Consider the following 26,152-nt stretch of genomic DNA (forward strand, 5'->3'; position numbering starts at 1 on the left):
GCTTTCGGCGTGGCTCGCTTGTCGCAGCTGTCCGCACACGATAATTATATCATATAACGGTTGGGCAAAAAGGGAGTGCGCGGCGGCACGTCACGCCAGTTCCGGCTTGAACGCGCCGGCCAATTAGATAACATGTTAAATAACGAGACCGGGCCATCGAAGCCCGCCGTCAAAAGAGGGAGAGACGCGTGATGAGGAAAGCCTGTCTGGCGTTGCTGCTGGCAGCAAGCGTGAGCCCTGCGTTCGCGCAGGACAAGACCTTCGATTTGAAGATCTCGCATTGGGTGCCGGCCTCGCATCCGCTGCAGAAATCGCTCGAGGATTGGGCCGCCGCGGTCGAGAAGGATTCCGGCGGCACCATCAAGGGCAAGGTGTTTCCGGCCCAGCAGATGGGCAAGGCCTTCGACCATTACGACATGGCGCGCGACGGCATCGCCGATGTCACCTATGTCAATCCCGGCTACCAGCCCGGGCGCTTCCCGATCATCGGCGCCGGCGAATTGCCGTTCCTGATCTCGGATGCCAAGGGCGGCTCGATGGGGCTCGACGCCTGGTACCGCAAATACGCCGAAAAGGAGATGAAGGACGTTAAATACTGCCTCGCCTTCGTCCACTCACCCTCCTCGTTCCATTCCAAGACCAAGAAGATCGTGATGCCGGAGGATGTGAAGGGCCTGAAGATCCGCCCCGCCCACGCCACCATGGCGAACTTCGTCACCTCGCTCGGCGGCACCAATGTGCAGTCCTCCGCGCCTGAAGTGCGCGACATCATCGAGCGCGGCGTCGCCGACGGCGTCACCTTTCCCTGGGGCTCCCTCGTGCTGTTCGGCATCGACAAGGTGACAAAGTACGACATGGAGGCGCCGCTCTACACCACGACCTTCGTGTTCGTCATGAACAAGGACAAGTACAATGCGATGTCCGACAAGCAGAAGGCCGCGATCGACAAGAATTGCACGGTCGAGATGGCCGGTGTGGTCGGCGAGCACTGGGGCAAGTTCGAGGATGCCGGCATCGACAAGGTCAAGGCGGAGTCCAGCCACGAGGTCTACAAGCTGACGCCCGAGCAGACCGCCGCCTGGAAGAAAGCCGCCGAGCCCCTGGTGAAAACCTGGAGCGACGGCGCGAAGAAGACCGGCGCGGATCCGGACGCGGCGCTTAGCGAGCTGAAGGCATCGCTGAAGAAGTACAACGCGCTGGCGGAGTGACGCTGAATCGGAGCCGCAGACTCGCTGCACCTCTCCCGCTTGCGGGGGAGGTCGGCGCGAAGCGCCGGGTGGGGGCTCTCTCCACTCGGGGTCCGTTCATTGCGGCGACACCCCCACCCCAGCCCTCCCCCGCAAGCGGGAGAGGGAGCGCAGCATCGCTGTTGATGCAACTCGCACTCATCTCGAGCAGAAAGCTCCCATGAAGCGCAACTGGATGGATCGCGTTATCGATTCGATCGAATGGATCGCAGCCGCCTTCGTCGGCATTGTCGCGCTCGACATCTTTCTGTCGGTGCTGCTGCGCAACACGCTGAACTATGCGATCCCCGATAGTTTCGACATCGGCCGCATGCTGCTCGGCATCCTCATCTTCTGGGGCATCGCCGCGACCTCCTATCGCGGCACCCACATCACGGTCGATCTGGTCTGGGGCAATGTCGGGCCGCGCTACCAGCGCTGGATCGACGTGTTCGCGACACTGGTGCTGCTGTTCGTCGTGACGGTGCAGACCTGGACGCTGTTCGACAAGGTCCGCGGCACGTACAACGACAACGTCCAGACCTTCGACATGCACATGCCGACCTGGCCGTTCTTCGCGATCGCCTGGATCGGCGACGTCTCCGCCGTGCTGCTGATCGCGATCCGCACCTACCGGTTGATCTTCCATCCCGAAGAGATGCACGACCCCAAGCTGAAGGCGACGGAGTAATCATGAGCACCGATGCCGTCGCCGTTATCGGCTTCGTTTCCCTGTTCGCCCTGATGCTGCTGCGCGTGCCGGTCGGCATGGCCATGGGCCTCGTCGGCGTCTCCGGCTTCTCCTATCTCGTCGGCGCCACGCCGGCGCTGAAGCTGGTCGGCCAGACCTCCATGCGCACGGTGACCGACTACACCTTCGGCGTCATTCCGATGTTTCTGCTGATGGGCTCCTTCGTCAGCAATTCCGGCATGAGCCGCGAGCTATTCCGCGCCGCCAACGGCTTTGTCGGCCATTTGCGCGGCGGGCTCGGCATCGCCACCGTCGGTGCCTGCGGCGGCTTTGCCGCGATCTGCGGCTCCTCGGTCGCGACCGCAGCGACCTTCTCGGCGGTCGCTTACCCCGAGATGCGCCGTTTCGGCTACCCGCAGTCGTTTGCCACCGGCGTGATCGCGGCCGGCGGCACACTGGGCGCGATGCTGCCGCCCTCCACCGTGCTCGCCGTCTACGGCATCATCACCGAGCAGGACATCGGCAAGCTGTTCATCGCCGGCATCATCCCGGGCATTCTGGCGATGACCATGTACATGATCACGATCTTCCTGATCGGCTATTTCCGGCCGGACTTTCTGCCCAAGGGCAAGGTGCTGCCATGGCGCGAGCGCTTCGCCGGCCTGAAGGACATCTGGGCGCCGGTGCTGCTGTTCGTGTTCGTGATCGGCGGCCTTTACGGTCTGCCCTATTTGCCGCGCTTCGCGCCGACCGAAGCCGGCGGCGTCGGCGCTGCCGGCGCCTTCATCATCGGCGTGGCGACGGGCCGCCTCGACCGCGAGAAAATTCTGGCGTCGCTGCTGCAGGCGACGCGCACGGCGGCCGCCGTGTTCACCGTGCTGATCGGCGCCTTGATCTTCGGCTATTTCCTCACGGTGACGCAGACCCCGCAGAAGGTGACGGAATTCCTCACCGGCCTTGGCCTCGGCCCCTACGGCGTGCTGGCGCTGATCATGGTGATGTATCTCGTGCTCGGCTGCCTGATGGACGCCATGGCGATGATCATCCTCACCGTGCCGATCATTTTCCCCGTGATCATGCATCTCGGCTTCGACCCGATCTGGTTCGGCGTCATCATCGTCATGACGGTCGAGCTCGGCCTGATTCACCCGCCGGTGGGCATGAACGTCTTCGTCATCAAGAGCGTGGTGAAGGACGTTTCCTTCTCCACCATCTTCAAGGGGGTAATTCCGTTCGTGGCGACAGACCTCGTGCGCCTCGTGATCCTGATCGCCTTCCCGCTGCTGGCGACATGGCTGCCGACGCGGATGATGGCGCATTGAGGAGGCGAAGCGATGACCACGCCGGCGCTCGAAACCAGATACGTCTTCACCGTCACTGCACGTATCGGCGACGTCGTCACCGCCGGCGAGACCGGCATCGGCGTTCGCCGCATCATCCCGATCATCGGCGGCGAGGTCTCGGGCGCGATCACCGGCAAGGTGCTGCCGTTCGGCGCCGACTTCCAGACCATCCGCCCCAACGAGCTGATTGATCTCGAAGCGAAGTACGCTTTCCAAACCAACGACGGCGCCATCGTCTATGTCGAGAACAAGGGCATGCGCTTCGGCCCGGTCGAGCTGTTACAAAAGCTCAAGCGCGGCGAGCCGGTGGATCCTAAACTGATCTATTTCCGCACCGTGCCGAAGTTCGAGACCGGGCATGAGAAGTACCGCTGGCTGATGCAGCACATTTTTGTCGGTTCAGCGGCGCGGCATGCGGACCGCGTCGTGATCGACGTGCATCAGGTGATGTGAACGCGTGGCGCCGCACCAAGGGCCGGCTGGTCCATTGACATTGCCACTTATGTAGCGTATACGCTACAAATGCCGACGATCAAGAGAACCGACGAATTCTCTGACTGGCTTAGAAACCTGCGAGACCGGAGAGCGAAGGCAAAAATCCTGGCCCGGATCGATCGGCTGGCGCTCGGCAATCCCGGAGACGTTGCTCCGGTCGGAAGCGGCATCAGCGAAATGAGAGTTCACGAGGGCGCTGGATACCGGATCTACTACGTTGCCTGAGGCGAGGAGATCATCATTCTTCTTTGCGGTGGCGATAAAGGCTCTCAGCCAGGGGACATAGCGTTGGCAAAGAAGATCGCGAGCGAATTGGAGGTCTGAGCAATGGCAAAAGTGAAATCCTTTGATACTGCGGAGTACCTCGACAGTCCGGAGATGGTTGCGGCCTATCTCACCGAAGCCTTTGAATCCGACGATCCGTCCGCAATAACGATGGCAATCGGCGCCGTAGCGCGCTCTCAGGGCATGGGCGCCATTGCCGAAAAAGCCGGTCTATCCCGTGAGAACTTGTATCGCTCGCTTGGCGGCGAGGCCAAACCCGAATTCGGCACTGTGATAAAGGTTCTCCACGCCATGGGTATCAATCTTGTGGCGCAACCCCAAAGCGGAACCAAGGCGGCGTAGCGGCCGGATAGCATCGGCGTCGGTGATATTCATCCCAATCTTGCGCATCGGGCATTCGGGTACGGGCTCTGTACCCGGACTGTCGTCCCATTTCCGGACGATGCATCGGCTTCCCCGCTGCCAGCCGTATTGACTCCCCCTGAATTCGTTATACAACATAACTATTCTGACAAGGACGCAAATGACACAGGGAAACGCCGAGACCGCCGACGCGGGCGCCTCCGGGCTTTTGAAGATCGAGCGGGCGGACCGGGTTTTGACCGTCGGCCTCAATCGGCCGGCCAAGCGCAATGCGCTCAACGACGGCATCATCCTGGAAATCGGCGAGTGTTTTGCGTCCCTTCCCGAGGATATCGGCGCGGTCGTCATCCACGGCATCGGCGACCATTTTTCCAGCGGTCTCGACCTCTCCGAACTGACCGACCATGATGCCACCGGCGGCCTTCTCCATTCCCAGATGTGGCACCGGGTGTTCGACCGCATCCAGTACAGCCGCGTGCCCGTGATCGCGGCGCTCAGGGGCGCCGTGATCGGCGGCGGGCTGGAGCTCGCCTGCGCGGCGCATATCCGTGTCGCCGAACCGTCGACCTATTTCGCGCTGCCGGAGGGACAGCGCGGCATCTTCGTCGGTGGCGGCGGTTCGGTGCGCCTGCCGCGCCTGATCGGCGTCGCCAGGATGATGGACATGATGCTGACCGGCCGCGTCTATTCCGCGACCGAAGGCACCTCCTACGGCTTTGCGCAATATGTCACGGAAGCCGGCAACGGCCTCGGCAAGGCGATGGAGCTTGCGACCAAGGTCGCCTCCAACGCGCCGCTGACCAACTTCGCCGTGCTCCAGGCGCTGCCGATGATCGCGGAAGCCAATCCGCAGACCGGCCTGTTGATGGAATCGCTGATGGCGACGGTGGCGCAGAGCGACAAGGAAGCCAAGCGCAGGATCCGCGAATTCCTCGAGCACAAGACCGCAAAGGTGAAGCCGAAATCATGAGCGCGCAGCCGTCCTCTTCCAGCATGGAGCGCGGCGCGAGCACTTCCCCGCTGCGGCCCATTTCATTCGGCGATCCCGTCGTGAATATCGAGCGGCGCGACGACGGCACGATTTACCTGCGGCCCAAACAGCCGCTCGGAGACTATCCGGCCCGCATCACCGACCGCCTGCATCACTGGGCGAATACGACGCCGGATCGGGTCTTCATGGCCGAGCGCGAAGGCGGCCGCGGCTGGCGCAAGATCAGTTACACCGAGCTGCTCGCCGCGAGCCGGCACATCGCCTCAGGGCTCATTGCGCGCGGGCTGTCGGCGGAGCGGCCGGTCGTCATCCTCTCCGGCAATTCGATCGACCATGCATTGCTGGCGTTCGGCGCGTTCTATGCCGGCATTCCGTTCTGCCCGGTGTCGCCGGCCTATTCGTTGGTTTCGAAGGATTACGGCAAGCTCTCCTACCTGATGAAGCTCCTGACGCCCGGCCTCGTCTTCGCCGAGGACGCCGACAAGTTCGCCGACGCGCTCGCGGCCAACGTCTCGCTCGGCACCGAAATCGCCGCGTCCTACGGCCACGTGCCGGGCCGCGACGTCACCTCGCTCGCCGACCTCATGGCAACCCCGATCCGCGGCGATCTGGACGAAGTCCACGGCAAGATCGGTCCCGACACCATCGCGAAATTCCTGCTGACCTCGGGCTCGACCGGCAACCCCAAGGCGGTCATCAACACCCAGCGCATGATCTGCGCCAACCAGGTGATGCTGCGCGAGACGCTCGCCTTCCTCAAGGACGAGCCGCCCGTCATCATCGACTGGCTGCCCTGGAATCACACTTTTGGCGGCAACCACAATATCGGGCTGACGCTCTACAATGGCGGCTCGATGTATCTCGATGCCGGCAAGCCGGTGCCTGGAGGCATCGACGAAACCGTGCGCAATCTCCAGGAGATTTCGCCGACAGTCTATTTCAACGTCCCCAAGGGATACGAGTCGCTGCTTCCTTATCTGCGCGACGACCAGGGCCTGCGCGCGAAATTCTTCGACCGGCTGCACGCGATGTTCTTCTCGGGCGCGGCGCTGTCGCCGTTCGTCTGGAACAGCCTCGACGAGCTCGCGGTCAAGGAAAAAGGCTACCGCGTGCCGATGCTGACCGGCCTCGGTGCAACCGAGACCGCGCCGTTCTTCATGTCGGTCAACCCGCGCACCAGCCGCTCCGGTCATGTCGGGCTTCCCGTATCCGGCAACGACGCCAAGCTGGTGCCGAACAACGGCAAGATGGAAGTTCGTTGCAAGGGACCGAACGTGATGCCCGGCTACTGGCGCCAGCCCGACATCACCGCGAATTCGTTCGACAAAGAAGGCTTCTACAAGCTCGGCGATGCGCTCAAGCCTGTCGATCCCGACGATCTCAACGCCGGCTTCGATTTCGACGGCCGCATCGGTGAGGATTTCAAGCTCGGCAGCGGCACCTGGGTCAGCGTCGGCCCGTTGCGCGCGCGCTTCGTTGCGGCCTGCGCACCGCTGGTGCGCGACGTCGTCATCGCCGGCATCAACCGTGACGAGGTTTCCGCGCTCGTCGTACTCGATCTCGACGGCTGCCGGCTGATCAACCCGACGCTGCCGACCGACGATCTCGTCGTCGCGACCCGCGACCGGCTGGTGCGCGAGGCATTTCGCGAACGGCTGACCCGCTTTCTCGGCGCGGCCACGGGATCCTCGACGCGGATCACGCGCGCGATCCTCATGGACACGCCGCTCTCGATCGACAAGGGCGAAGTCACCGACAAGGGGTCCATCAACCAGCGCGCGGTGCTCGAGCATCGCAGCCTGCTGATCGAGGAGCTCTACGCTGCCAATCCATCGGACCGTGTGATATCGGTCGGCTAAGAAAACATCGCTACAGGGAGAACGCCATGTTGTTGAAGGATCAGGCAGTCATCGTCACCGGCGGCGCATCGGGACTGGGCGCGGCGACCGCGCGTAAGCTGGCGGCGCAGGGCGCCCGGGTGGCGGTGTGCGACCTCAATGCCAAGCTCGCGGAAACCGTGGCCGCCGAGATCAAGGGCGTCGCGGTGACCTGCGATGTTTCCGATGCGGCCTCCGCGGAAGCTGCGATCGCCCAGGCGACCAAGGCCCATGGACCCGCGCGCGTGCTGGTCAATTGCGCCGGCATCGGCGTTGCCAAGCGCGTCGTCGGCCGCGACGGCCCGATGGCGCTCGCGGATTTCGACAAGGTGATCAAGGTCAACCTGATCGGCACCTTCAACATGCTTCGCCTTGCCGCGAACGAGATGTCCAAGCTCGAGCCGCAGGCAACCGGCGAGCGCGGCGTCATCATCAACACGGCGTCGGTTGCCGCTTATGACGGCCAGATCGGGCAATCGGCCTATTCGGCATCGAAGGGCGGCATTGTCGGCATGACGCTGCCGATCGCGCGCGAGCTGGCGCAGTTCGGCGTCCGCGTGCTGACGATCGCGCCCGGCCTGTTCCTCACGCCGCTGCTCGCCAACCTGCCGCAGGAAGCCCAGGACTCACTCGCCGCCGCAATCCCGTTCCCGCGCCGGCTCGGCCACGCCGACGAGTTCGCGGCATTGGCGCTGCACATGGTCGAGAATTCGTATCTGAACGGCGAAGTCGTGCGCCTCGACGGATCGCTGCGCATGGCACCGAAATAGGGCGCGACATATGTTCGTGAACCGGCGCGACGTCCAGATCCAGTGGGGTGACTGCGACCCCGCCAACATCGTCTATTACCCGCGCTATTTCGCGATGTTCGACGATTCGACATCGACCCTGTTCGAAGTCGCCGGGTTCTCCAAGCAGGACCTGGTCCGCAAATACGGCCTGGTGGGTATTCCCATGGTCGACACCCGTGCCAAGTTCTACATCCCCTCGACTTATGGCGACTGGATCACCATCGAAACGAAGGTCGAGAGCATCAAGCGCTCGAGCTTCGAGGTGAAGCACAACGTCTTCAAGGGCGAAGCTCTGGCGATCGAAGGTTTCGAGACGCGCGTGCTGGTCGGCCGCGACCCCGTTAACCCCGACAAACTGAAATCGGCACCGTTTCCCGCGGAAATGGTAGCCAAATTCACGGGGAGCGAGGCCCGGAGCTAAATCGCCACATCACCAAAAGAGGGGGCTGAATTACCCCCCGATTTCTGCTTTCAAAGAAACACATAAAGGGAGGAATAGATGAAACGCTTTTACCTGACCGCCGCCGTCACCGCGGCCGCGCTTGCGCTGCCGGCCGTGCCCGCGCTGGCCCAGACCGCCGAGGTCACCATCGGCATCACCACCACCACGACCGGCCCGGGCGCAGCGCTGGGGATTCCCGAGCGCAATGCGCTGGAGTTCGTGCCGAAGGAGATCGGCGGCGTGCCGCTGAAGGTGATCGTGCTCGACGACGGCGGCGATCCCACCACCGCGACCACCAACGCCCGCCGCTTCGTGACCGAATCCAAGGCCGATATCATCATGGGCTCGGCGCTGACGCCGCCGACCATCGCGGTGTCGAACGTCGCCAACGAAGCCGGCATTCCGCATTTCGGCCTGGCGCCGTTCCCGATCACGCCGGAGCGCATGAAGTGGTCGGTGGCGATGCCGCAGCCGATCCCGATCGTGGGCAAGGTGTTGTACGATCACATGAAGGCCAAGGGCGTGAAGACCATCGGCTATATCGGCTATTCCGACTCCTATGGCGACCTCTGGTTCAACGATTTGAAGGCGCAGGCCGTGCCGATGGGCATAACCATCGCCGACGAGGAGCGCTTCGCTCGCCCGGATACGTCGGTGACCGGACAGGTGCTGAAGCTCGTGGCTGCGAATCCCGACGCCATTCTGGTCGGCGCTTCCGGCACCGCAGCCGCGCTGCCGCAGACCGAGCTGCGCGAGCGTGGCTATCAGGGCCTGATCTACCAGACCCACGGCGCCGCCAGCATGGACTTCATTCGCATCGCCGGCAAAGCGGCGGAAGGCGTGCTGATGGCGTCGGGCCCGGTGATGGACCCGGAAGATCAGCCGGACGAAGCCGCCACCAAGAAGCCGGGCCTCGCGCTCAACTCGGCCTATGAAGCCAAGTACGGCCCGAACAGCCGCAGCCAGTTCGCCGGCCATTCCTACGACGCCTTCGAGATTCTCAAGCGCGTCATCCCGACGGCACTCAAGACGGCGAAACCCGGCACGCCGGAATTCCGCGAAGCAATTCGCCAGGCCTTGCTGTCGGAGAAGGAGCTGGCCGCAAGTCAGGGCGTCTACAATTTCACCGAAAAGGATCGCTACGGCCTCGACGACCGTTCGCGGATTTTGCTCACGGTGAAGAATGGCAAGTACATGCTGGTGAAATAGGCGCGACCGCAGGATTGAGACGACGAGAGCCGGCCCCGATGGGCCGGCTTTTCTTTTGGCCGCATAGGCGAGCTGCACCTCCGGTGTCGCTGCGCCCCCTCTCCCGCTTGGGGGAGAGGGTGCCTCCGCAGAGGGACAGTCCGAAGCTCGCGGAAAAAATCCCCTAGAGGAGAGAACCCTCACCCGGCGGTTCGCGCCGACCTCTCCCGCAAGCGGGCGAGGTTGCAGCGAGCGCGCGGAGAGGGCGCGTGCTTAAGCCGCCTGCCGCAGCGGAGTCCAGGCGAACTCCGGATAGTAATTGTCCATCATCCGGTCGACATAAGCAGTGAGGTTCGGAAATCCTTCGGCGCGACGGCGCAGGGCGGATTCGAAGAACGGCGTCAGGATCCCAGCGAGTGCGCCGAAGGCGGTGGCATCGACGCCGCAGGGCTTGTTGCTCATCAGATAGGATTTGTCGCCGAGCTGCACCGAGAGCGCAAACAGCGAGCGCACGGCGAGATCGACGTCGTCATCGGGCGCGTGGCGGCCTAGTCCGGAAAGGAGGTAGTTCTCGGCGACGCGGAATTGCGCGTCCTCGCGCAACTTCTCGCGATTGTGCTCCGGCGCGCCGTCGAAGAAATGCGCGGGCCCCTTGGCGAAGTTGACCGGGTCGACCCAGCGCGCCCCGACCAGCGCAAAATAAACGTGATGCTCGATCATGCGCTCGAATGCCCAAGCCTGCGCGCGCTCGACGAGCGACAGACCGGCGTCGAAATCGAAGCCGTAGCGGCGCTCGATATGGGCGCGGATGAAGGTGGAATCGGCCACCGCCTCGCCGCCATCGTCGATGAAAGGAAGCTGCCCCTTGGGAGAGGCGGGCGGCATCGCCCGCTCCTTCCGGTAGGGCAATCCCGCCATCTTGAGCTGCACCTCCGTCTTGGTGACGAAGGGGCTGATTTCCGGCAGGCCGAAACCGGCGCCAAAGCCGTAAAGCGTGATCATGAAGGCTCTCCTGAAACGACCGAAAGAGTTGAGGGAACTTAGCCGCGGGCTGCTGCCACCATGGTGGCAGCAGCCGTGATATCTTCTGCGAAACGGGCCCCCCGCCAGGCGCGGGCCATGACATGACGAACCAGCCCGTCCGCGGCCTGGACCAGGAAGCGAGCCACCACGGTCGCGAGCGCAAGGCGGAGGTCGAGCACCATGAGATCAAGGGATACGAGGCGTCCGAACGCCCATGCGTACCAGGCTCGGACTTGCAAACGCGGGACTCGCAAAGGCTGGACCTGTAAAGGCTGGGTCCGCCACAGCGCAGCGGCCGGGCCGAAATGAGTTGGAATGATCATGGACAAATCCTCTTCAGTCGACGTGTTGACCCGGTATAGAACTCCCCTGCTGCCAACATCCTGTCAGCAGCCGCGCGCTACCTTCTGAAAAAACCACCGATAAGAGACCCGTCATGAGACGCGCCGACCGGCTGTTTCAAATCATCCAGGTGCTGAGGCGCACGCGTAAGCCGCTGACGGCGGACGCCATCGCGGCCGAGCTCGAGACCTCGAAGCGCACGATCTATCGCGACATCGCCACGCTGATCGGCCAACGCGTGCCGATCCGTGGTGAAGCCGGCATGGGCTACATCCTGGAGAAGGGCTTTGACCTGCCGCCTTTGATGCTGACACCGGACGAGATCGAGGCGGCGGTGCTGGGCGCGCAATGGGTCGCCGGCCATGCCGATCCCGCGCTGGCGCGCGCGGCCGAAGACTTGATGGCCAAGATCGCCGACACTGTCCCCGAACGCCTGCGTCCCTTCGTGCTGGAGCCGGCAAGCCGGGCCCGCCCGAGCTGGAACAGGGAGCCGGACCGCCTGGACATGGCACGGACGCGCACCCAGATCCACGAAGGGAAGAAGATCATGCTGCGCTATCGCGACGAGCAGGGCCGCGCCAGCGAGCGCATGATCTGGCCGATTTCGATCGGCTATCTCGAAGCCGTGCGCCTGCTCGCGGCCTGGTGCGAGCTGCGCGGCGACTTCCGCAGCTTCCGCACCGACCGCGTGGTGGATGCGAGCTATCCCGACGAGCGATATCCTGAAAGGCGCGACGTGCTGCGCGCGAAATGGCGGCAAAGCCTGGTCTGGGGCCCGCCCAAGGATACGTGAAGGACACGTGACGATGGACGAGAACGCCCCCGTCGACCTGTCGAGCTGTTGCCAGAGTTGCGGCGCCTGCTGCGGCTATTCGGCGAACTGGCCTCGCTTCTCGATCGAGAGCGACGAGGAGCTCGCCGCGATTCCCGAAGCGCTCGTCAACACGCGTCAATCCGGCATGCGCTGCGAAGGCGATCGCTGTTCGGCGTTGCAGGGAGAAATTGGAAAAGCGACCGCGTGCGGCATCTACGCAGTGCGGCCGGAGGTGTGCCGCACATGCATGCCGGGCGATGCCGAATGCGCGATGGCGCGACGAAAATTCGGGCTGCCAATAATCGCGAGCGTTTAGGCCGGGACGGCTTCGCTGATCTCGTCGTCGATCTCGTCGTCCAGCGGCGCGAGCACCGAGAGCGGCTTGGTCGACAGCGTGATCGGCTTGCGGCCACCGGACAGCGACGGCGAGGATTTCGCCGCACCTTCGCGCGCGAGCGCGTAGAGCGTCGAACCGACACGGCCGCCGTTCTCGATCAGGTCGCGCTCGTTACAGCTGCTTGCGATCGCGACCGCCAGCGAGTGCAGATGGCTGCGGCGATAGCAGAACAGCGCCAGCCTGGCGCGTGCGTCAGGGGAAACACTTTCAACCAGCCTCGGCAGGCCACTCTCGCTGGCGCGGTACATCTCGCCAAGGAGCTCGTCGCGGACCGGGCACGAATCGCCTTCAAAGGTATCGCGGCTTGAAAACATTGCAGTTCTCCCTCATGGGCGAAGATGCAGTGCAATTCTCTAATGAAAGGTTAACCACGCTGCCCGGTAGTCGCCCGGGGTGCTTGCTCGTGGGCCGCGAATCAATGCGCTGGAAAGGGTTTCTCTGTGGCCTTCCTTCGAGACGCCCGCCTTCGGCGTGCCCTCAGGGTGAGGTCTGTTTTCTGCTGAAAGATTCTCACCCTCATGGTGAGGAGGCGCGAAGCGCCGTCTCGAACCATGCAGGCCCGACAGCCACTTCAGAGGGCCGTCGTCCGTCAGTTCGCCGCCATGAAGATGGAGAGGCCGAAGCCGGTCAGATGGTGCAGGGCCTGGTCGACACCGATCAGGGTCCAGAACCAGGGATGCGCAAGGTCGACGCCGAAATTGGCCGAGACGAGGCCCTTGGCGCGGTCGATCGTGATGTGGATCACGAAGTCGATCAACGCCACAAACCAGAATCTCGGCGCCACGATCAGGATCAGCGGCAGCGCAACCGCGAGGTGAACCAGGCAGTGCACCAGGAGCGGCAGCGCCCAGCCGTGCTTCTGGTCCTTGCCGTGCGCCATCCAGGCGGTCTGGAGGACGAAATCGGCGATGATGTGCTTGAAGGTGAGCAGCAACATCCAACCAATGAGCACTTCGACCGGAGCCGCCGATGACAGGGGTGGAAACGACAAGGCCGACGCCCTCATTGACGTGACAGGAAGAATCGGAGCGTTCAGCGCAACCTCTTCCTGGACCGGTCAAATCGCCGGGACCTGCGATTTATGACATCTCCCGCGACGGAATGCAGCCGGGGGGAACCGGAAAATCGCCAACTGTGGCTAACTGGTGATAGGATGGCCAATCGCCGCGGCCGACTTGAGTAAGGTTACCTTCGGCTCGGAATTTGCATTCCGCGGGCTGCGCGCTATCATCGCCGGTAGAGAATATCGTTCTTTTTTCAGACGTTTACGAATTGCAGGGCGACCGCAGCGATCACATCCGCGAGCCGCCCGCCACCGGAAGCATAAGGCCAGAGTGCTGCCATGAGTACTGAGGGCCCGACCTCATCGCCGATCGAGCCACCGCCCCGGCGAGCCAAGGTGATCAAGACCAACCAGCAGCAGGTCTTCCTCTACGTCGTGCTGACCCTGCTGTTGTCGCTTGCCACCGTCTGGGGCGGCCGCATGCTGGTGCACAATTCGGAAACGCTGACCTTTGCCGTCGGCGCGCCCAACAGCGATGAGGCGCTGTTCGCAGCCAAGCTCGCCGCCGTCCTGAAGAACAACGCCTCGCGCTTCCGGATCAAGATCGTCAACAACGCCGACAACGCCAAGGCGATCGCCCAGTTCGACCGCAAGCAGGCCGACCTCGCGGTGCTCCGCACCGACGCCAAGGTGCCGCTGCGGGCACGCACGCTCGCGATCCTCGAGCACGATCTCGTGCTGCTGCTCGGGCCCGGCAACAAAAAGATCAAGTCGCTCGCCGAGCTGAAGAAGAAGAAGGTCGCCGTCCTCGCCGACAGCGAATCCTCGCTCGCCTTCGTCCGCGGCATCCTCGACATTCCCGACGGTCCGGACGCGGCGAAGATCCAGATGGCGCCGCAGGGCGCAACGCTCGACAAGCTGTTCGCGCCGGCGAGCGGCTTTGGCGCGGTCGTCGCCATCGTTCACGCCTCGCGGGCGGTGCGGGACAAGGCGTATGAGCAGGTCGCCAGGCGTGGCGGCTTCACACTGAACGCGATCGACGAGGCGAAAGCGCTGGCGCGCAGGATCCCCGGCATTTCCAGCGAGACGCTGACGGCGGGGACGCTGTCTGCATCGCCGGAAATTCCCGACGACGATCTCGACACGATCGGTCTCGAATGGTTGCTGGTCGCCCAATCCAGGATGTCGCCGACGGCGGCCGGGGAACTCGCGCGCACCGTCTACGAGAACAAGTCCGCGCTCGGGCTCGACAGCGGCTTTGCCAGCAGAATCGAGCCCGCCTCCGTCGAGAAGGACGCCTTCGTGATGGCGCATCAAGGGGCGGCCGACTACATCAACGACGACACCAAGTCGTTCATGGATAAGTACAGCGACCTGATGTATCTGGGCGCTGCCGCGCTCAGCGTCATCGGCTCGATCTTCGCCGCGATCTACGCCAAGATCACCCGGATCGCGCCGGAGAAGGCGAGCGAGCTCTCCACCGCCATTCTCGACATCGGTGAGCGGATCGAACACGCTCATTCGCTGGACCAGCTCGAATGTCTCCAGGACGAGCTGGAAGGCATTTTACGCGGCGCCGTCATCGGCCTCAGAGACGGCACGATCAGTACCGACGGGCTCGACACGTTCAAGCTCGGCTACGAATTCGTCCGCGACGAGATCGGCATGCGCCGCGACTACCTCAAGCGCCATGCCGGCGAGGGCGAGAAGGCAGCTCAGGATGTGGCCCCTCCCCACCACGACGAGAGCAATGTCGTGGTGGTGAAGACAGCTCAGAGTGCCTGACCTATCGAAGCTCGACTGCGGCCATCCTTCGAGACGCCCGCCTGCGGCGGGCCGAGCGACCGGGGGGCCCTAGTCCGGGAACCGTCCCCGTCCACAACCGTTTGTTCTCGGATCAACCGGAGACCGCGCCATGCGTGCACTCCTCATCATCTTCCTGCTGGGAATGTTGGCGGCGGTTGGCTATTTCGCTTATTCCGCGATGACGGTCGAGGGCGAGCCGATCCCGACGGAAGGCTATGTGGCGCTGGCGCTGGGGGCCGGGTTTTCCGTTGTTGTCGGCATCGGCTTGATGGTGCTGCTGTTCTTCAGCAGCCGTCGCGGCTACGACGAACCGCCGCATTTCAAGTAGCGGCGCGTGGCCGGCGGACGCGCCCGTCGTTGACGACCTCGGCCCGGGCAGGCACTTTGGCACCGAGGTTCCAGCCGGGGACCGCAAAGACAAAACCGAGCCGCCGTCCCGCATGTCCAAGCCGCTGATCTCCGCTATGGCCCAGTTCGCGGCCGCCACAGCCGGCCGCAACATGACCAGGGCGGCCTACGTGGCCGTCGCCGTCGGCGTGCTCGCCATGGTGCTGCTGACGGTCAACCCGGCCTATGAGACAGCGCATCGCTGGGTCGATGCCCTGCTTTGGACCTGCCTCGTCTACTTCGTGTTCGAATGGGTGGTCCGGCTACGCCATATGGCGCGACAGGGGCGCCTTGCACTCTACATGTCCTCCTCCGCCGGGCTGGTCGACACAGTCGGAGCGTTGGCTGTGCCGGCCGCGTTGATTCTCGGGATCGAGCCCAGGACGGCGTGGCTGCTCAGCGTGCTCTGGGTGCTGAAGGTGGTGCCCGGCATTCCCGGCCTGCGGCAGCTCCGCCGCGTGCTGGTGCTGGAATCGGGACCGCTGGTCAGCGTGCTCGTGATCTTCCTGATGGTGGTCTTCCTGGCCTCGGTCGCGGAATATTTCCTGGAGCGGGACGTGCAGCCCCAGACTTTCGGCAGCGTCCCCGCCGCACTGTGGTGGGCCGTCGCAACCCTGACGACGACGGGCTATGGCGACGTCGTGCCGGTGACGCCGCTGGGCCGCATGGTGGCCGCGCTGGTGATGATCTCCGGCCTCGGTGTGTTCGGCCTCTGGACCGGCATCCTGGCGACCGGCTTTGCCGCCGAGACCCGGCGTGACAACTTCCTCAAGACCTGGGAATCCGTCAGCAAGGTGCCGTTCTTCGCGGCGCTTGGGCCGGCCGCCATCGCCGACGTCACCCACATGCTGCGCACCATGGAGCTGCCGGCGCGCACCATGATCATCCGCAAGGGTACGCAGGGCGACTGCATGTATTTCATCGCCGCCGGCGAGGTCGAGGTCGACCTGCCCGGCAAGAAGGTGCAGCTCGGCGACGGCGCCTTCTTCGGCGAGATGGCCTTGCTCGGCAACAATTTGCGCGGCGCCAATGTCTCGACCACCAAGGTGTCGCGGCTCCTTGTGCTCGACCTCGTCGACTTCCGCGTGCTGATGGCACGGCATCCCGATCTCGCCGAGACCATCGATGCAGAGGCGAAGCGGCGCACGCTCGAAAACAAATAAATGGAGACAAGAATGTCGGATATCACCGACGCGGCCTCTGGCCCCGTGCTCGAAATCACCGGCGCACGCGCCACCATTCGCCTCAATAGGCCCCAACATCTCAACCGGCTCCAGGCCGAGGATCTCGGCGAGCTGGTCAGACTGTTCGACCGGGTCGAGGCCGATCCCGCCATCCGCGTGCTGGTGCTGACCGGCACGGGACGGGCCTTCTCCGCGGGCTACGATCTCAATTCCGTTGCCGAGCGTGCCGTCAGTGCCAACGAGCAGCAGAGCGCGGGCTCGGCGTTCGAGGTCGTCGTCAACCGGCTGGAGGATCTCGGCGTACCCACGATCTGCCGGCTCAATGGCGGCGTCTATGGCGGCTCGACCGATCTCGCGCTCGCCTGCGATTTCCGCATCGGGGTCGATACCGCGGAGATGTTCATGCCCGCGGCCCGGCTCGGGCTGCACTATTACAGCAGCGGCATCAAACGCTACGTGACGCGGCTCGGCGTCGACAATGCAAAAAAACTGTTCCTGACCGCGCAAAAGATCAGCGCGCCGGAGATGCTGCGGATCGGCTACCTCACCGATATGGTGGCGGTCGAGTTTCTGGACGAGGAGGTCGACAAGCTCGCCAACATTCTCGCCGGCAACGCTCCGCAGGCGATGCGCGGCATGAAGCGGGCGATCAACGAATTCGCCCGCGGCGAACTCGACCAGCAAGCCGCCGACCACCGTCACCGCGACAGCATGCGCGGCGACGAGATCAAGGAAGGCATCAAGGCGTTCGCGGAAAAACGACTGCCTCGGTTTTGAGTGAGATGGACATTATTTCGCAACAGCGCGCCACACCCTCAGTGTCGTCCCGGCCTAGTGCGCCTTACCCACCGGCAGCCGCAGCATGCTGCGCAGCCATCTCGGCATCGGCCGCAGTGATACGCTGGAACGCCGGCCGCGCCGTCATCCGTTCGGCATAGCGGACGAATACATCCTTCTTCGGCACGATACCGAACATCATGGTCCAGCTAAACGCAACACCCCAGAGAACATCCGCGGCCGTCATGCGTTCGCCGAGCAGATACGGCCCCTTCGACAGCTGCGCCTCGAGCGCGCCGAGCATGACGTCATAGTCGGCATACGGCGATTGCGTGATCGGTGCCGGCTCGCGCTGCATGAACTTGTCGATCAGGGCCGGCTCGAAGGATGAGCCGTAATAGGCGATCCAGCGCAGATAGGGGCCGCGCAGCGGATCGTTCAGCGCAGGCGTCAGCCCCGCCTCCGGAAAAAGATCGGCGAGGTAGATGGTGATCGCGACCTGCTCGGTCACAAGCTGCCCGTGGTGGCGGATCGCTGGCACCTTGCCGAGCGGGTTGATGGCGAGATAGGCCGGCTGGCGCTGCTCGCCGGCCTTCATGTTGAGGACATGAAGATCATAAGGCGCCCCCAGCTCCTCCAGCAGCACCCGCGTGCCGGTGGCCCGGGTTTGCGGCGAATAATATAACGTGATGCGGTTCGGATCGGTCATAGCGGTCTCCATCTGGCCGGCTGGCGATGGCGTTGTAGCGGACCATACCTGACATCCTGTGTCAGGTATGGTTTAAAGGATCATGCGCGCGAGCCGGATGCTGTCGATCCTCACCACCCTGCAGGCCAAGGGGCAGGTCACCGCGCCCGAGCTCGCGGAGGCCTGCGAAGTCTCGGTGCGCACGATTTACCGCGACATCGACGCGCTCGCGGCGTCCGGCGTCCCTGTCTATGCCGACCGCGGTGCGGAGGGCGGCTATCGCCTGCTCGACGGTTATCGCGTGCGGCTGAATGGTTTGTCGCAAAGCGAGGCGGAAGCGCTGTTTCTGGCGGGATTGCCGGGCCCGGCGGCGGCGTTCGGGCTGGATGCGGCGATGATCGCCGCACAGAATAAGCTGATGGCCGCCCTGCCCGCCAATTTGCGCGAAGACGCGGGACGGATGCAGGAGCGTTTTCATCTCGACGCGCCGGGCTGGTTCGGCGAGGCGGAAGAACCCAAGCATCTGCGCACCATCGCCGCCGCGACCCTGCGCGGGACACTGATCAAGATCCGCTACCAGAGCTGGCGCGCCGAGAAGCACCGCCGCGTCGCGCCGCTCGGTCTCGTGCTGAAAGGTGGCAGTTGGTATCTCGCAGGTCTGGTCGACGGCAGCGTGCGGACCTATCGCGTCGCGCGCGTGCTCGACTGCACCGCGCTTGACGATCGCTGTGAGCGGCCCGCCGGCTTCGATCTCGCCGCCTATTGGCGGGACGCAACGCTGCGTCTCGAGGCCGAGATGCATCCCAATGTCGCGGTCGTTCGGCTGTCGCCCTTCGGCGTGAAACTGCTCGACGCGCTGAGCCAGCCTTACGTCAGGGCGCGTACGCAGCTCGAAGAGACCTCGGATGCGGACGGCTGGCGCATTGCCAGAGTGCCGACCGGCAAGACGTCATGGCATGCCGCCGCCGAATTGTTGCGGCTCGGGCCCGAGGCCGAAGTACTGGACCCGGCCGATCTGCGCGAGAAGATGGCCGAGCTGACAGAGGCAATGGCCGTGCGCTATCGCGCGGCGCGGAAAACAGGACGGCGGCGCAATGCTCCGCGACCGACGAAACACTCCTGAAACACGATTCTCCCCTCCCTTCATGAACGCATCCGCGTTTCGGCTCGACCGAGATGCAGGGACACAACAACGGCCCTTTGCGCCATACTGGAGAATGAAGATGTTTCGTAAGCTTGCACTTGGTCTGATCGCCGCCGGCTCGCTCGGCGTTGCCGCTCTCGCCCCCACTGCCGCGTCGGCCCACGGCTTTCACCATCACTGGGGTCCCAGCTGGGGCTTTGGCGGCGTCTACGTCAACAGCGGCGTCAACAATTGCTATCAGGAGCGCGTCGTCCAGACCCGCCACGGCCTGCGCGTCCGCGTCGTCAACGTGTGCGCGTACGGGATCTACTGATATCTCGTATTCACGACAAAGCCCCGATCGCACCGCGATCGGGGCCTTTGCGCGTCAACTTTCTTCGGCTAGCCGGCCTGTCTATGTCGCCGAAACCAGGCCCACGTCTCGCGCGTCGTCCTGATGTAGCCGCGGCCACGATGGACGATCTCGCCGTCGACGATCCCGTTCAGCTTCGGCAGCGCGTGGAACGGGATCGAGGGATAAGCGTGGTGCTCGACATGATAGGGCATGTTCCACGCGATCCATTTGACGATCGCGCCGGTGTAGGTGGTGCGCGTGTTCTGGAATGCGCTGCGGGTACGCTCGCAGCCGGTGTGCTCGGCGTAGAGATAGGGCCGCAGGAAGAACTGCCCAATGATCAGCGGGACGATCCAGACCCAGAGCAGCAGCGCCGACGAGAACCACAAGGACAGAACGAGCAGCAACGCATAGAGCGCGGCATAGACGCGCGCCTCGGTGACGATGATGGCGCGCCTGTTCTCGGGAATCCAGGGCACGACGACCTTGCCGGTGACGGCATGGCCGAGCATCAGCCGCAGGCGTCCGGCGACCTGAAGCACGCCGCTATAGGCGAGCGCGAGCTGCGTGTCGGATTTCGGTTTCACGCCGACGACCAGTTCAGGGTCCTTGTCCGGATCCTGGGTGTAGCGGTGATGGTCCCAGTGAAACAGGCAATAATATTCGTAAGGCAATCCGATGATGAAACCCGAGAGGTAGCCGACCACGAGGTTGAGACCGCGGCTCTTGAACGCCGTCTTGTGCGCGGTCTCGTGCACGGCCATGAACAGGAAGGCGACGAGATAGCCCTGCACCGCTATCAGCGGCAGCGCCCAAAAGACACCCCAGGTCGAAGAGACCCTCCAGATCAGCGCGCCGACTAGTACGACGAGGCCGTAATGGCTGAGGCTTTGCGCGGCACCTCTGAGATTGGAGCGCACCGACAATTCCCGCAGCATCGTCGGCGCCAGCGGCTTCAAGCGATGGCCGGACTCTGAAATCGTTGCGTCGCTCATGATCGGATGCCTGTCCTACTTGCTGAGGAGCTCCGCGATCTCGGCCTTGATGAAGGCCTGATCGCGCGGATTGTTGACGGGGTTGCCGGCGCGATGGCCGTGCAGCGACGGGATCGGATGCAGCACCGCAGAGCGCGCATTGACCAGCCGGCCGAGTTCGTCCTCGTTGTCGCGCACGTCGAAATAGCGGTCGGTCGCACCGGGCATCAGCAGCATGTGGGCCGTGATCGCACCGAGCGCGCGATCGAGATCGCCGTCGAATGTGGCGCAGCGACTGATATCGCCGTTCTGCCAGATCCCAATCTGCGCCAGGAGATCGTTGGCATCGCGCCGGGCAAACGCCGCGTCCCAGCTGCGGGCGAGATAGTCGTCCAGCGAGGTGAAGCCCGCTTCGCGCCAGATCTCGTCGCGATAGAAACCGTGCGACATCGCCCAACCCGCGTAGACGCGCCCCATGGCGCGATAGCCTGCGACGGGCTTCTCGGCGAAGCGGCCGTCGCGGAAGGCGGGGTCGGCGGTCAGCGCGGCCTTCACGCTTTCCAGGAAGACGTAATTATAGGCCGCGCAGCGGGCACTGCCGCAGACGACGGCCGCCCGCTCGACCATATCGGGATGCAGCGCCGCCCAGTGATAGGCCTGCATGCCGCCCATCGACCAGCCATAGACCAGGGCAAGCTTCGAGATGCCGAACCGCTCGGTGAGCAGCCGGTGCTGGACCGCGATGGCATCGTGATAGGTCAGGATCGGGAACGGCGCGGCGGTATTCGACGGCGAGGACGACAGCCCGTTACCGAACAGATTCGGGATGATGATGAAGTACCGCGTAGGGTCGAGCATCCCGTCGGGGCCAATCAGCCACTCGGTGTCGGCGTGCTGCGCGCTGAACGAGGTCGGATAGAGAATCACGTTGTCCTTGTCCGGACTGAGCGTGCCGTAGGTCTTGTAGGCGAGCTTGAGCGAAGGGACGACGACCCCGGACCGGAGCGCGACGTCGCCGGCCTCGAAGATCTCGTAGTCGCGCCCTGCCGTCATGGACCGAACTCCCGCTCACGCGGCAAGCGCGCCGCGGAAACAGCGATGCATCGATCATGCCGGTCCCGCAGACGCATCGTCGCGTCACGCTTAATAACTGTACTTATAGTCCATTTATTGTGGAACAGCAAGATAAATGCGGTCTCGCGCCGGCTCATGCGATGGCGGCCAGATAGCGCGCGACAGAGGCCGCGAATGCGGCCTTGGCGCCTGCGGCGATATTGCGATCCCACCAGGCGCCGTAGACGCGGTCGAAGGCCAGCGGCTCGATGGCAGCCGCAATCCGTCGCACCGCGGCGGCGTTGAGCGGCATGTAGTTCGGATAGGAGTACATGAAGCTGACGAAGCGGCGATCCATCGTCACCTGCGCGATATCGCCGGTGAGCAGCGCACCCCTGCCGTCCGCACCACTCGCGTGGTGCAGCATGGTGGCGCCGGCGAAATGACCGCCGGTGCGCAGCAGCAGCACATCGTCGGAGATGCGATGGCTTTCGCCGGTCCAGTGCACGATCGAGGAATGCGGACGCGTCACCCATTGGCGATCATCGGCGTGCAAATAGACCGGCACGCCCCCGAACGCCTCGCTCCAGTCGGCGAGCGCGCCATAATAATGCGGATGCGAGATCGCAATCGCCTTCAACCCGCCGAGCGACCGCACATGCGCGATCGCCTCCGGCGTCGCCAGCGGGATGCAGTCCCACATCAGCCAGCCGTCCGCGAGCGGCACCAGCAGCGCGCGCTGACCGATGGCAAAGCTTGGCTCGAGCGCGATGCCGGTCAGGCCGAGATCGTCGCGCCAGACCATGCGGTGACGTTCCGAGAGCGCCTCGCGCGTCAGGAAAGTCTGGCCGTTCCAGCCGACGAATTGCCGGTCGTCCTCGCAAATTTGACAGGACGTTGGCGGATCTTCGCCCGAAAATTGCGCGCCGCAGGTTTCGCAGGTCCAGAGGGGCATGCCGTACTCCCGACAAAGACGGTCCAACGTCAATAGGGAATTGCTGGCCGTGATCGCAAGCCCCGCCGACCGGGCGAAACCTGGAACCAACCCGATCAGCGCTCGTTAAACTCTCGTCCGCGCCAGAACGATTGGCTGAAAGGATCATGTCCCACCCGCCGTATCCCGGCTGAGACCAATTTTTGGTATCGATGACATCGCGGTCCCCCTCCTCGTCTCGTATCTGGCCCCTGTTCGCTCTCAACTTCTTCATGGCCGACATGCAGTCGGGCATCGGCCCTTTCGTCGGCGTCTTCCTCCAGGAGCGCGGCTGGGCGAGCGGGTTGATCGGTACCGCGATGACGATCGGCAATGTCGCGGGCATGCTGATCACCACGCCGATCGGCGGCTTCATCGACGCCAGCCGCAACAAGCGCATGTGGGTCGTGATTCCCGGCATCTGCGTGGTGCTCGCGTCCGCGATCATCCTGATCTCGCAGAATTTCTGGGCAGTGACGTTCTCGCAAGTCGCACAATCCCTTGCGAGCGCCGCGATCGTGCCGGCTGTCACAGGCATCACGCTCGGCATTGCCAAGCAGAAGGGCTTCAACGCGCTCAACGGCCGCAACCAGGCCTTCAACCACGCCGGCAACATGGTCGGCGCCGCGCTGTCGGGCTATCTGGGTTACAAGTTCGGCTACGTCTCGGTGTTCGTGTTGGCGGCTGTGTTCGGCGCCATCGCGATCGCCTGCGTGATGATGATCCCGGCCAAGGCGATCGACGATCGCGCTGCGCGCGGCAGCAAGGAGGACGATCCCGACAGCGCGCCAGACGCGTTCACGATGCTGCTCAAGCACCGCGCGCTGCTGGTGCTGGCATTGGCGCTCGCGCTGTTTCATCTCGGCAATGCCGCCATCGTTCCGCTCTATGGCCTGGCGGCGGTCGCGGAAGGCCAAGCCAATGGCCCGAGCTTCGTGGCGACCACCGTGGTGATCGCGCAAGGCGTCATGATCATCACATCGCTGATCGCCATGAAAGCGGCGAGCAAGCGCAACTACTGGCCTGTCATCCTCGTCTCCTTCATGTTCCTGCCCATCCGCGGCGTGCTCGCCTTCTTCGTCACGGGCTGGTGGGGCGTCGTACCGATGCAGGTGCTCGACGGCATCGGCACGGGACTCCAGACGGTTGCCGTCCCCGGCATGGTCGCGCGCGCGCTCAACGGCACCGGCCGCATCAATCTCGGCCAGGGTGCCGTGATCACTGTGCAGGGCATCGGCGCGAGCCTCAGTCCCGCGCTTGGTGGCTGGATCGCGCAATGGATCGGCTACGGCCCGACGTTCCTGCTGCTCGGCGGTTTTGGCCTCGCGTCGATGGCGCTGTGGTTCGCGTTCGGTGCCCATGTGAAGAAGTATTGAGGCGTCCTTTTTCGCTCTCCCTGTTCTTGCGGGAGAGCGAGAAGAGGAATGCGTCAAGTCCCAAAATTCTTCTGGATCGCCTTGTCGAGCGTTCACCGCCGACGAAGCGCTGGCGCAGCTCGCGCTTGCCCGCGATCCAGATCGTCGGCGGCGCGAAGAACGACGTGACCTTGTGCGCCTGGATCAATGAGAGGATGTTGTCGGCCGCAGGCTTGCCCGTGATCACGCCGGAGGCGCCGAGATAGATTTGCGGCCCCAAGAACACGTCGAGCCGCGCGGGCGCTGGCCGCGTCAATCAGCCAGCGAGCGCGGCAAGCTCAGAGCTTGTGCCCCTTCTGGCGCAGCGCCTCGATGAGACGCTGCTTCAATTCGTCGGCCGTCTTCTGGCCGACGTCCTGGCCGATCTGCGCGCTTGCCTGCGCCAGCGCATCCGACTTCTCCAGAAGCTTCTTCCCGGCCGGCTGGACATAGAAGGCCTCGATCTGGCGCAGCTCGTCGATGCTGAAGCTCTGGGCGTAGAGAGCGGCGACCTGGTCGATCATCGAGGTGAGGGCCGGAGTGTAGATCTCGGAGCCGGGTGCCGTCACTGCGTCATAGTCGCGTTCGATCTCCGGCCTGTCCTGCGCGACCACGGGCCTCAGCTTGAGCAGGAGCTGCGGCAACAGCGCGCGATACTGATCCGCGATCTTCAGGGTGACCACGAGCTTGCGCGCCGCGCTCATCGCCTCCGGCGAGGGTGCTTGCGCCGATGCACCCGAGATCAGAAGCAGGAGGGTGCCGGCGATCGTCAACACAAGTCTGGACATAAACTTCTCCGTTGGATCTCTCCACGAAAATGCAGGCCGGCGATCCTCAATGACCCGCGGGCGCCACGGCAGACCTGTCCGCGGGCGCGCTTTCCAGGACGGTGTCGGCCTCCTCGATCTCCGTCACCTTCACGAACAGGTTCGGCACCCGTTCGGCCCGGTCGAGCAGCCAGGCGGCGGCGATCATGATGACGATGCCGACGACGGAGACCGCGAGCTGTTCCCAGACGCCCTTGGTGTATTGCGTCAGGATCCAGTGCGCCGAGAACGACAGGAAGACGCCGAGGCAGAAGATCGGCAGCGAATGCTGACCGCAGAGGATCACGGGGCGCAGCCAGGCCCCGTGCAGGGTCCGCCATTTGCGCGAGATGAGGTGCGTCACCCAGATTGCCAGCGCCAGGAAATGCGTGAAGCGCAGCATGTCGAGGTCGGTCTTGTCGATCGGGTAGATCGCCTTGATCATCCATTTCGGGATCAGGGCATCGAGCGAGGGGACGTGCCAGGTCATCACGATCAGCAGCGCGAACGCCAGCCAGGCCGCGGCCAACGTCATTGCCGCCTTGGACCACACCCATGTCGCGATCTTGTCGATCTGGCCGATGCCGCACCAGGCAGCGAACACGAACATCAGCTGCCAGCAGAACGGATTGAAGTACCAGTGCGTGCCGGGCGGATAGGAGGCGACGTTCCAGTCGAACCAGCGCGCCAGCACGTAGAGCACCACGGACGCGGCGAGCGTCAGGTTCGGCCGCCGCACCAGGCACCACACGATGAAAGGCGAGGCGAACACCAGCGTGATGTAGAGCGGCAGCACGTCGAGATTGACCGGCTTGTATTTCAGCAGGATCGCCTGCCCGATCAACTCGTCCGGATGCGACAGGAAATTGAACACGTTGAACTCGTGCTCGTACATCGGGTTGTCGAAGCGGCGCGCGGTGCGGGCGATCTGTGCCGTGAACAGCAGGAACAGCATGATGTGGGCGACATACATCTCGACCGCGCGCCGCCACAGCCGCTTCAGCGCGGCGACAAACCAGCCGCCCGCGACGATCGGGCCGTAGATCCAGCCGACCAGATAACCGGAGATGAAGACGAAGAATTCGGCGGCGTCGCTGAAGCCGTAATTGCGCAAGGTCAGCCAGGCCACGACGTCGTGCGGGATGTGGTCGAGGAAGATCATCCACAGACCGATGCCGCGGAAGAGATCGAGCCGCAAATCCCGCTCGACCGGCGCGAGCAGCGCTGACTGGTCCCGTGTGATCATGGCCCCGCCTCGTTCGGTGGGCGTCGCGCCGTCGCGGCGCCGGAAAATCGGATGCTAAAAAATTGAAATCAAAAGTCGCCTGGCCGTGTGGCCAGGGCCGACGGTAGCCGACCTT

General features: G+C 63.9%; 29 protein-coding genes and 1 pseudogene. 20 read left to right on the forward strand and 10 right to left on the reverse strand.

Annotated features, from left to right (window positions below):
* Nucleotides 1-191 precede the first annotated feature (191 nt).
* The 11 genes and pseudogenes from FXB41_RS20155 to FXB41_RS20205 all read left to right on the forward strand — a co-directional run bounded on the left by FXB41_RS20155 (nucleotide 192) and on the right by FXB41_RS20205 (nucleotide 9,713).
* Entirely contained in the window at nucleotides 192-1,208 is a 1,017-nt protein-coding gene (locus FXB41_RS20155) for a TRAP transporter substrate-binding protein (protein ID WP_219682987.1), read from the forward strand.
* 199 nt (nucleotides 1,209-1,407) lie between these two features.
* Nucleotides 1,408-1,917 (forward strand): TRAP transporter small permease, encoded by a 510-nt coding sequence (locus FXB41_RS20160; protein WP_219682937.1) that lies wholly within the window; start codon nucleotides 1,408-1,410, stop codon nucleotides 1,915-1,917.
* 2 nt (nucleotides 1,918-1,919) lie between these two features.
* On the forward strand, nucleotides 1,920-3,239 hold the full coding sequence (locus tag FXB41_RS20165) for a TRAP transporter large permease (protein WP_219682938.1): 1,320 nt from the start codon (nucleotides 1,920-1,922) through the stop codon (nucleotides 3,237-3,239).
* A gap of 12 nt (nucleotides 3,240-3,251) precedes the next feature.
* Nucleotides 3,252-3,713: a DUF3237 domain-containing protein gene (locus FXB41_RS20170; RefSeq protein WP_007599665.1), complete on the forward strand. Its 462-nt coding sequence runs from the start codon at nucleotides 3,252-3,254 to the stop codon at nucleotides 3,711-3,713.
* A 69-nt stretch (nucleotides 3,714-3,782) separates the two neighbouring features.
* A pseudogene (locus FXB41_RS20175) lies at nucleotides 3,783-4,079 on the forward strand (type II toxin-antitoxin system RelE/ParE family toxin).
* A gap of 3 nt (nucleotides 4,080-4,082) precedes the next feature.
* The gene (locus FXB41_RS20180) at nucleotides 4,083-4,382 is read left to right on the forward strand and encodes an addiction module antidote protein (RefSeq protein WP_007599661.1); all 300 of its coding nucleotides are present in this window, start codon (nucleotides 4,083-4,085) and stop codon (nucleotides 4,380-4,382) included.
* 181 nt (nucleotides 4,383-4,563) lie between these two features.
* Nucleotides 4,564-5,373: a crotonase/enoyl-CoA hydratase family protein gene (locus tag FXB41_RS20185; RefSeq protein WP_007605285.1), complete on the forward strand. Its 810-nt coding sequence runs from the start codon at nucleotides 4,564-4,566 to the stop codon at nucleotides 5,371-5,373.
* Nucleotides 5,370-7,253, forward strand: coding sequence for a feruloyl-CoA synthase (locus FXB41_RS20190; RefSeq protein WP_219682939.1), 1,884 nt, complete (start codon nucleotides 5,370-5,372; stop codon nucleotides 7,251-7,253). The genes FXB41_RS20185 and FXB41_RS20190 overlap by 4 nt, the downstream gene beginning before the upstream one ends.
* A 26-nt stretch (nucleotides 7,254-7,279) precedes the next feature.
* Complete coding sequence (locus tag FXB41_RS20195; RefSeq protein ID WP_219682940.1) at nucleotides 7,280-8,041, forward strand: SDR family NAD(P)-dependent oxidoreductase; 762 nt, start codon at nucleotides 7,280-7,282, stop codon at nucleotides 8,039-8,041.
* A 10-nt stretch (nucleotides 8,042-8,051) separates the two neighbouring features.
* Nucleotides 8,052-8,483, forward strand: coding sequence for an acyl-CoA thioesterase (locus FXB41_RS20200; RefSeq protein WP_219682941.1), 432 nt, complete (start codon nucleotides 8,052-8,054; stop codon nucleotides 8,481-8,483).
* 78 nt (nucleotides 8,484-8,561) lie between these two features.
* A complete protein-coding gene (locus FXB41_RS20205) occupies nucleotides 8,562-9,713 on the forward strand; it encodes an ABC transporter substrate-binding protein (RefSeq protein ID WP_219682942.1) in 1,152 nt (383 codons plus the stop codon).
* Nucleotides 9,714-9,965: 252 nt separating this feature from the next.
* Here FXB41_RS20205 and FXB41_RS20210 read toward each other — a convergent pair whose 3' ends face one another.
* Nucleotides 9,966-10,694 (reverse strand): glutathione S-transferase family protein, encoded by a 729-nt coding sequence (locus FXB41_RS20210; RefSeq protein ID WP_219682943.1) that lies wholly within the window; start codon nucleotides 10,692-10,694, stop codon nucleotides 9,966-9,968.
* A gap of 38 nt (nucleotides 10,695-10,732) precedes the next feature.
* Nucleotides 10,733-11,038 carry a hypothetical protein gene (locus FXB41_RS20215; RefSeq protein WP_219682944.1) on the reverse strand — a complete coding sequence of 102 codons (306 nt, stop codon included), beginning with the start codon at nucleotides 11,036-11,038 and terminating at the stop codon, nucleotides 10,733-10,735.
* A 113-nt stretch (nucleotides 11,039-11,151) separates the two neighbouring features.
* Between FXB41_RS20215 and FXB41_RS20220 the strand changes: the two genes are divergently transcribed.
* Nucleotides 11,152-11,850, forward strand: a complete 699-nt coding sequence (locus FXB41_RS20220) for a helix-turn-helix transcriptional regulator (RefSeq protein WP_007599649.1) — start codon at nucleotides 11,152-11,154, stop codon at nucleotides 11,848-11,850.
* 13 nt (nucleotides 11,851-11,863) lie between these two features.
* Nucleotides 11,864-12,187, forward strand: coding sequence for a YkgJ family cysteine cluster protein (locus FXB41_RS20225; protein ID WP_219682945.1), 324 nt, complete (start codon nucleotides 11,864-11,866; stop codon nucleotides 12,185-12,187).
* On the opposite strand, the gene FXB41_RS20230 is transcribed toward FXB41_RS20225, so the two are convergent.
* On the reverse strand, nucleotides 12,184-12,582 hold the full coding sequence (locus FXB41_RS20230) for a hypothetical protein (RefSeq protein WP_219682946.1): 399 nt from the start codon (nucleotides 12,580-12,582) through the stop codon (nucleotides 12,184-12,186). The two genes, FXB41_RS20225 and FXB41_RS20230, sit on opposite strands and share 4 nt — an antisense overlap.
* Nucleotides 12,583-12,857: 275 nt before the next feature.
* A complete protein-coding gene (locus FXB41_RS20235; RefSeq protein ID WP_219682988.1) occupies nucleotides 12,858-13,205 on the reverse strand; it encodes a DUF3307 domain-containing protein in 348 nt (115 codons plus the stop codon).
* Nucleotides 13,206-13,610: 405 nt separating this feature from the next.
* On the opposite strand from FXB41_RS20235, the gene FXB41_RS20240 reads away from it, so the two are divergent.
* From FXB41_RS20240 to FXB41_RS20255, 4 genes are all read left to right on the forward strand, one after another.
* Nucleotides 13,611-15,056 (forward strand): TAXI family TRAP transporter solute-binding subunit, encoded by a 1,446-nt coding sequence (locus FXB41_RS20240; RefSeq protein ID WP_219682947.1) that lies wholly within the window; start codon nucleotides 13,611-13,613, stop codon nucleotides 15,054-15,056.
* Nucleotides 15,057-15,186: 130 nt separating this feature from the next.
* Nucleotides 15,187-15,405, forward strand: a complete 219-nt coding sequence (locus FXB41_RS20245) for a hypothetical protein (protein WP_007599638.1) — start codon at nucleotides 15,187-15,189, stop codon at nucleotides 15,403-15,405.
* 112 nt (nucleotides 15,406-15,517) lie between these two features.
* A complete protein-coding gene (locus FXB41_RS20250; protein WP_007599633.1) occupies nucleotides 15,518-16,627 on the forward strand; it encodes a cyclic nucleotide-gated ion channel in 1,110 nt (369 codons plus the stop codon).
* A 12-nt stretch (nucleotides 16,628-16,639) separates the two neighbouring features.
* Nucleotides 16,640-17,425: an enoyl-CoA hydratase/isomerase family protein gene (locus FXB41_RS20255; protein ID WP_219682948.1), complete on the forward strand. Its 786-nt coding sequence runs from the start codon at nucleotides 16,640-16,642 to the stop codon at nucleotides 17,423-17,425.
* A 64-nt stretch (nucleotides 17,426-17,489) separates the two neighbouring features.
* On the opposite strand, the gene FXB41_RS20260 is transcribed toward FXB41_RS20255, so the two are convergent.
* Entirely contained in the window at nucleotides 17,490-18,134 is a 645-nt protein-coding gene (locus FXB41_RS20260) for a glutathione S-transferase family protein (protein WP_219682949.1), read from the reverse strand.
* 82 nt (nucleotides 18,135-18,216) lie between these two features.
* Between FXB41_RS20260 and FXB41_RS20265 the strand changes: the two genes are divergently transcribed.
* Together FXB41_RS20265 and FXB41_RS20270 are read left to right on the forward strand one after the other, a co-directional pair.
* Nucleotides 18,217-19,236, forward strand: a complete 1,020-nt coding sequence (locus FXB41_RS20265; protein ID WP_219682950.1) for a helix-turn-helix transcriptional regulator — start codon at nucleotides 18,217-18,219, stop codon at nucleotides 19,234-19,236.
* Between the two features lie 100 nt (nucleotides 19,237-19,336).
* Nucleotides 19,337-19,570 (forward strand): hypothetical protein, encoded by a 234-nt coding sequence (locus tag FXB41_RS20270; protein ID WP_007599629.1) that lies wholly within the window; start codon nucleotides 19,337-19,339, stop codon nucleotides 19,568-19,570.
* A gap of 68 nt (nucleotides 19,571-19,638) precedes the next feature.
* Here the strand turns inward: FXB41_RS20270 and FXB41_RS20275 are convergent, their stop codons facing one another.
* The 3 genes from FXB41_RS20275 to FXB41_RS20285 form a co-directional block, all read right to left on the reverse strand.
* Nucleotides 19,639-20,586 carry a fatty acid desaturase gene (locus tag FXB41_RS20275; protein ID WP_219682951.1) on the reverse strand — a complete coding sequence of 316 codons (948 nt, stop codon included), beginning with the start codon at nucleotides 20,584-20,586 and terminating at the stop codon, nucleotides 19,639-19,641.
* 15 nt (nucleotides 20,587-20,601) lie between these two features.
* A complete protein-coding gene (locus FXB41_RS20280; RefSeq protein ID WP_007599625.1) occupies nucleotides 20,602-21,618 on the reverse strand; it encodes an alpha/beta fold hydrolase in 1,017 nt (338 codons plus the stop codon).
* A gap of 154 nt (nucleotides 21,619-21,772) precedes the next feature.
* Nucleotides 21,773-22,573, reverse strand: a complete 801-nt coding sequence (locus FXB41_RS20285; RefSeq protein WP_219682952.1) for an MBL fold metallo-hydrolase — start codon at nucleotides 22,571-22,573, stop codon at nucleotides 21,773-21,775.
* A gap of 191 nt (nucleotides 22,574-22,764) precedes the next feature.
* Between FXB41_RS20285 and FXB41_RS20290 the strand changes: the two genes are divergently transcribed.
* Complete coding sequence (locus FXB41_RS20290; protein ID WP_007599621.1) at nucleotides 22,765-23,967, forward strand: MFS transporter; 1,203 nt, start codon at nucleotides 22,765-22,767, stop codon at nucleotides 23,965-23,967.
* Between the two features lie 317 nt (nucleotides 23,968-24,284).
* Here the strand turns inward: FXB41_RS20290 and FXB41_RS20295 are convergent, their stop codons facing one another.
* Nucleotides 24,285-24,773: a DUF2059 domain-containing protein gene (locus FXB41_RS20295; protein ID WP_219682953.1), complete on the reverse strand. Its 489-nt coding sequence runs from the start codon at nucleotides 24,771-24,773 to the stop codon at nucleotides 24,285-24,287.
* Nucleotides 24,774-24,819: 46 nt separating this feature from the next.
* Nucleotides 24,820-26,037, reverse strand: coding sequence for an OpgC domain-containing protein (locus FXB41_RS20300; protein ID WP_219682954.1), 1,218 nt, complete (start codon nucleotides 26,035-26,037; stop codon nucleotides 24,820-24,822).
* Nucleotides 26,038-26,152 lie beyond the last annotated feature (115 nt).

This window comes from Bradyrhizobium canariense (assembly GCF_019402665.1).
GTDB classification, from domain to species: Bacteria; Pseudomonadota; Alphaproteobacteria; order Rhizobiales; family Xanthobacteraceae; genus Bradyrhizobium; species Bradyrhizobium canariense.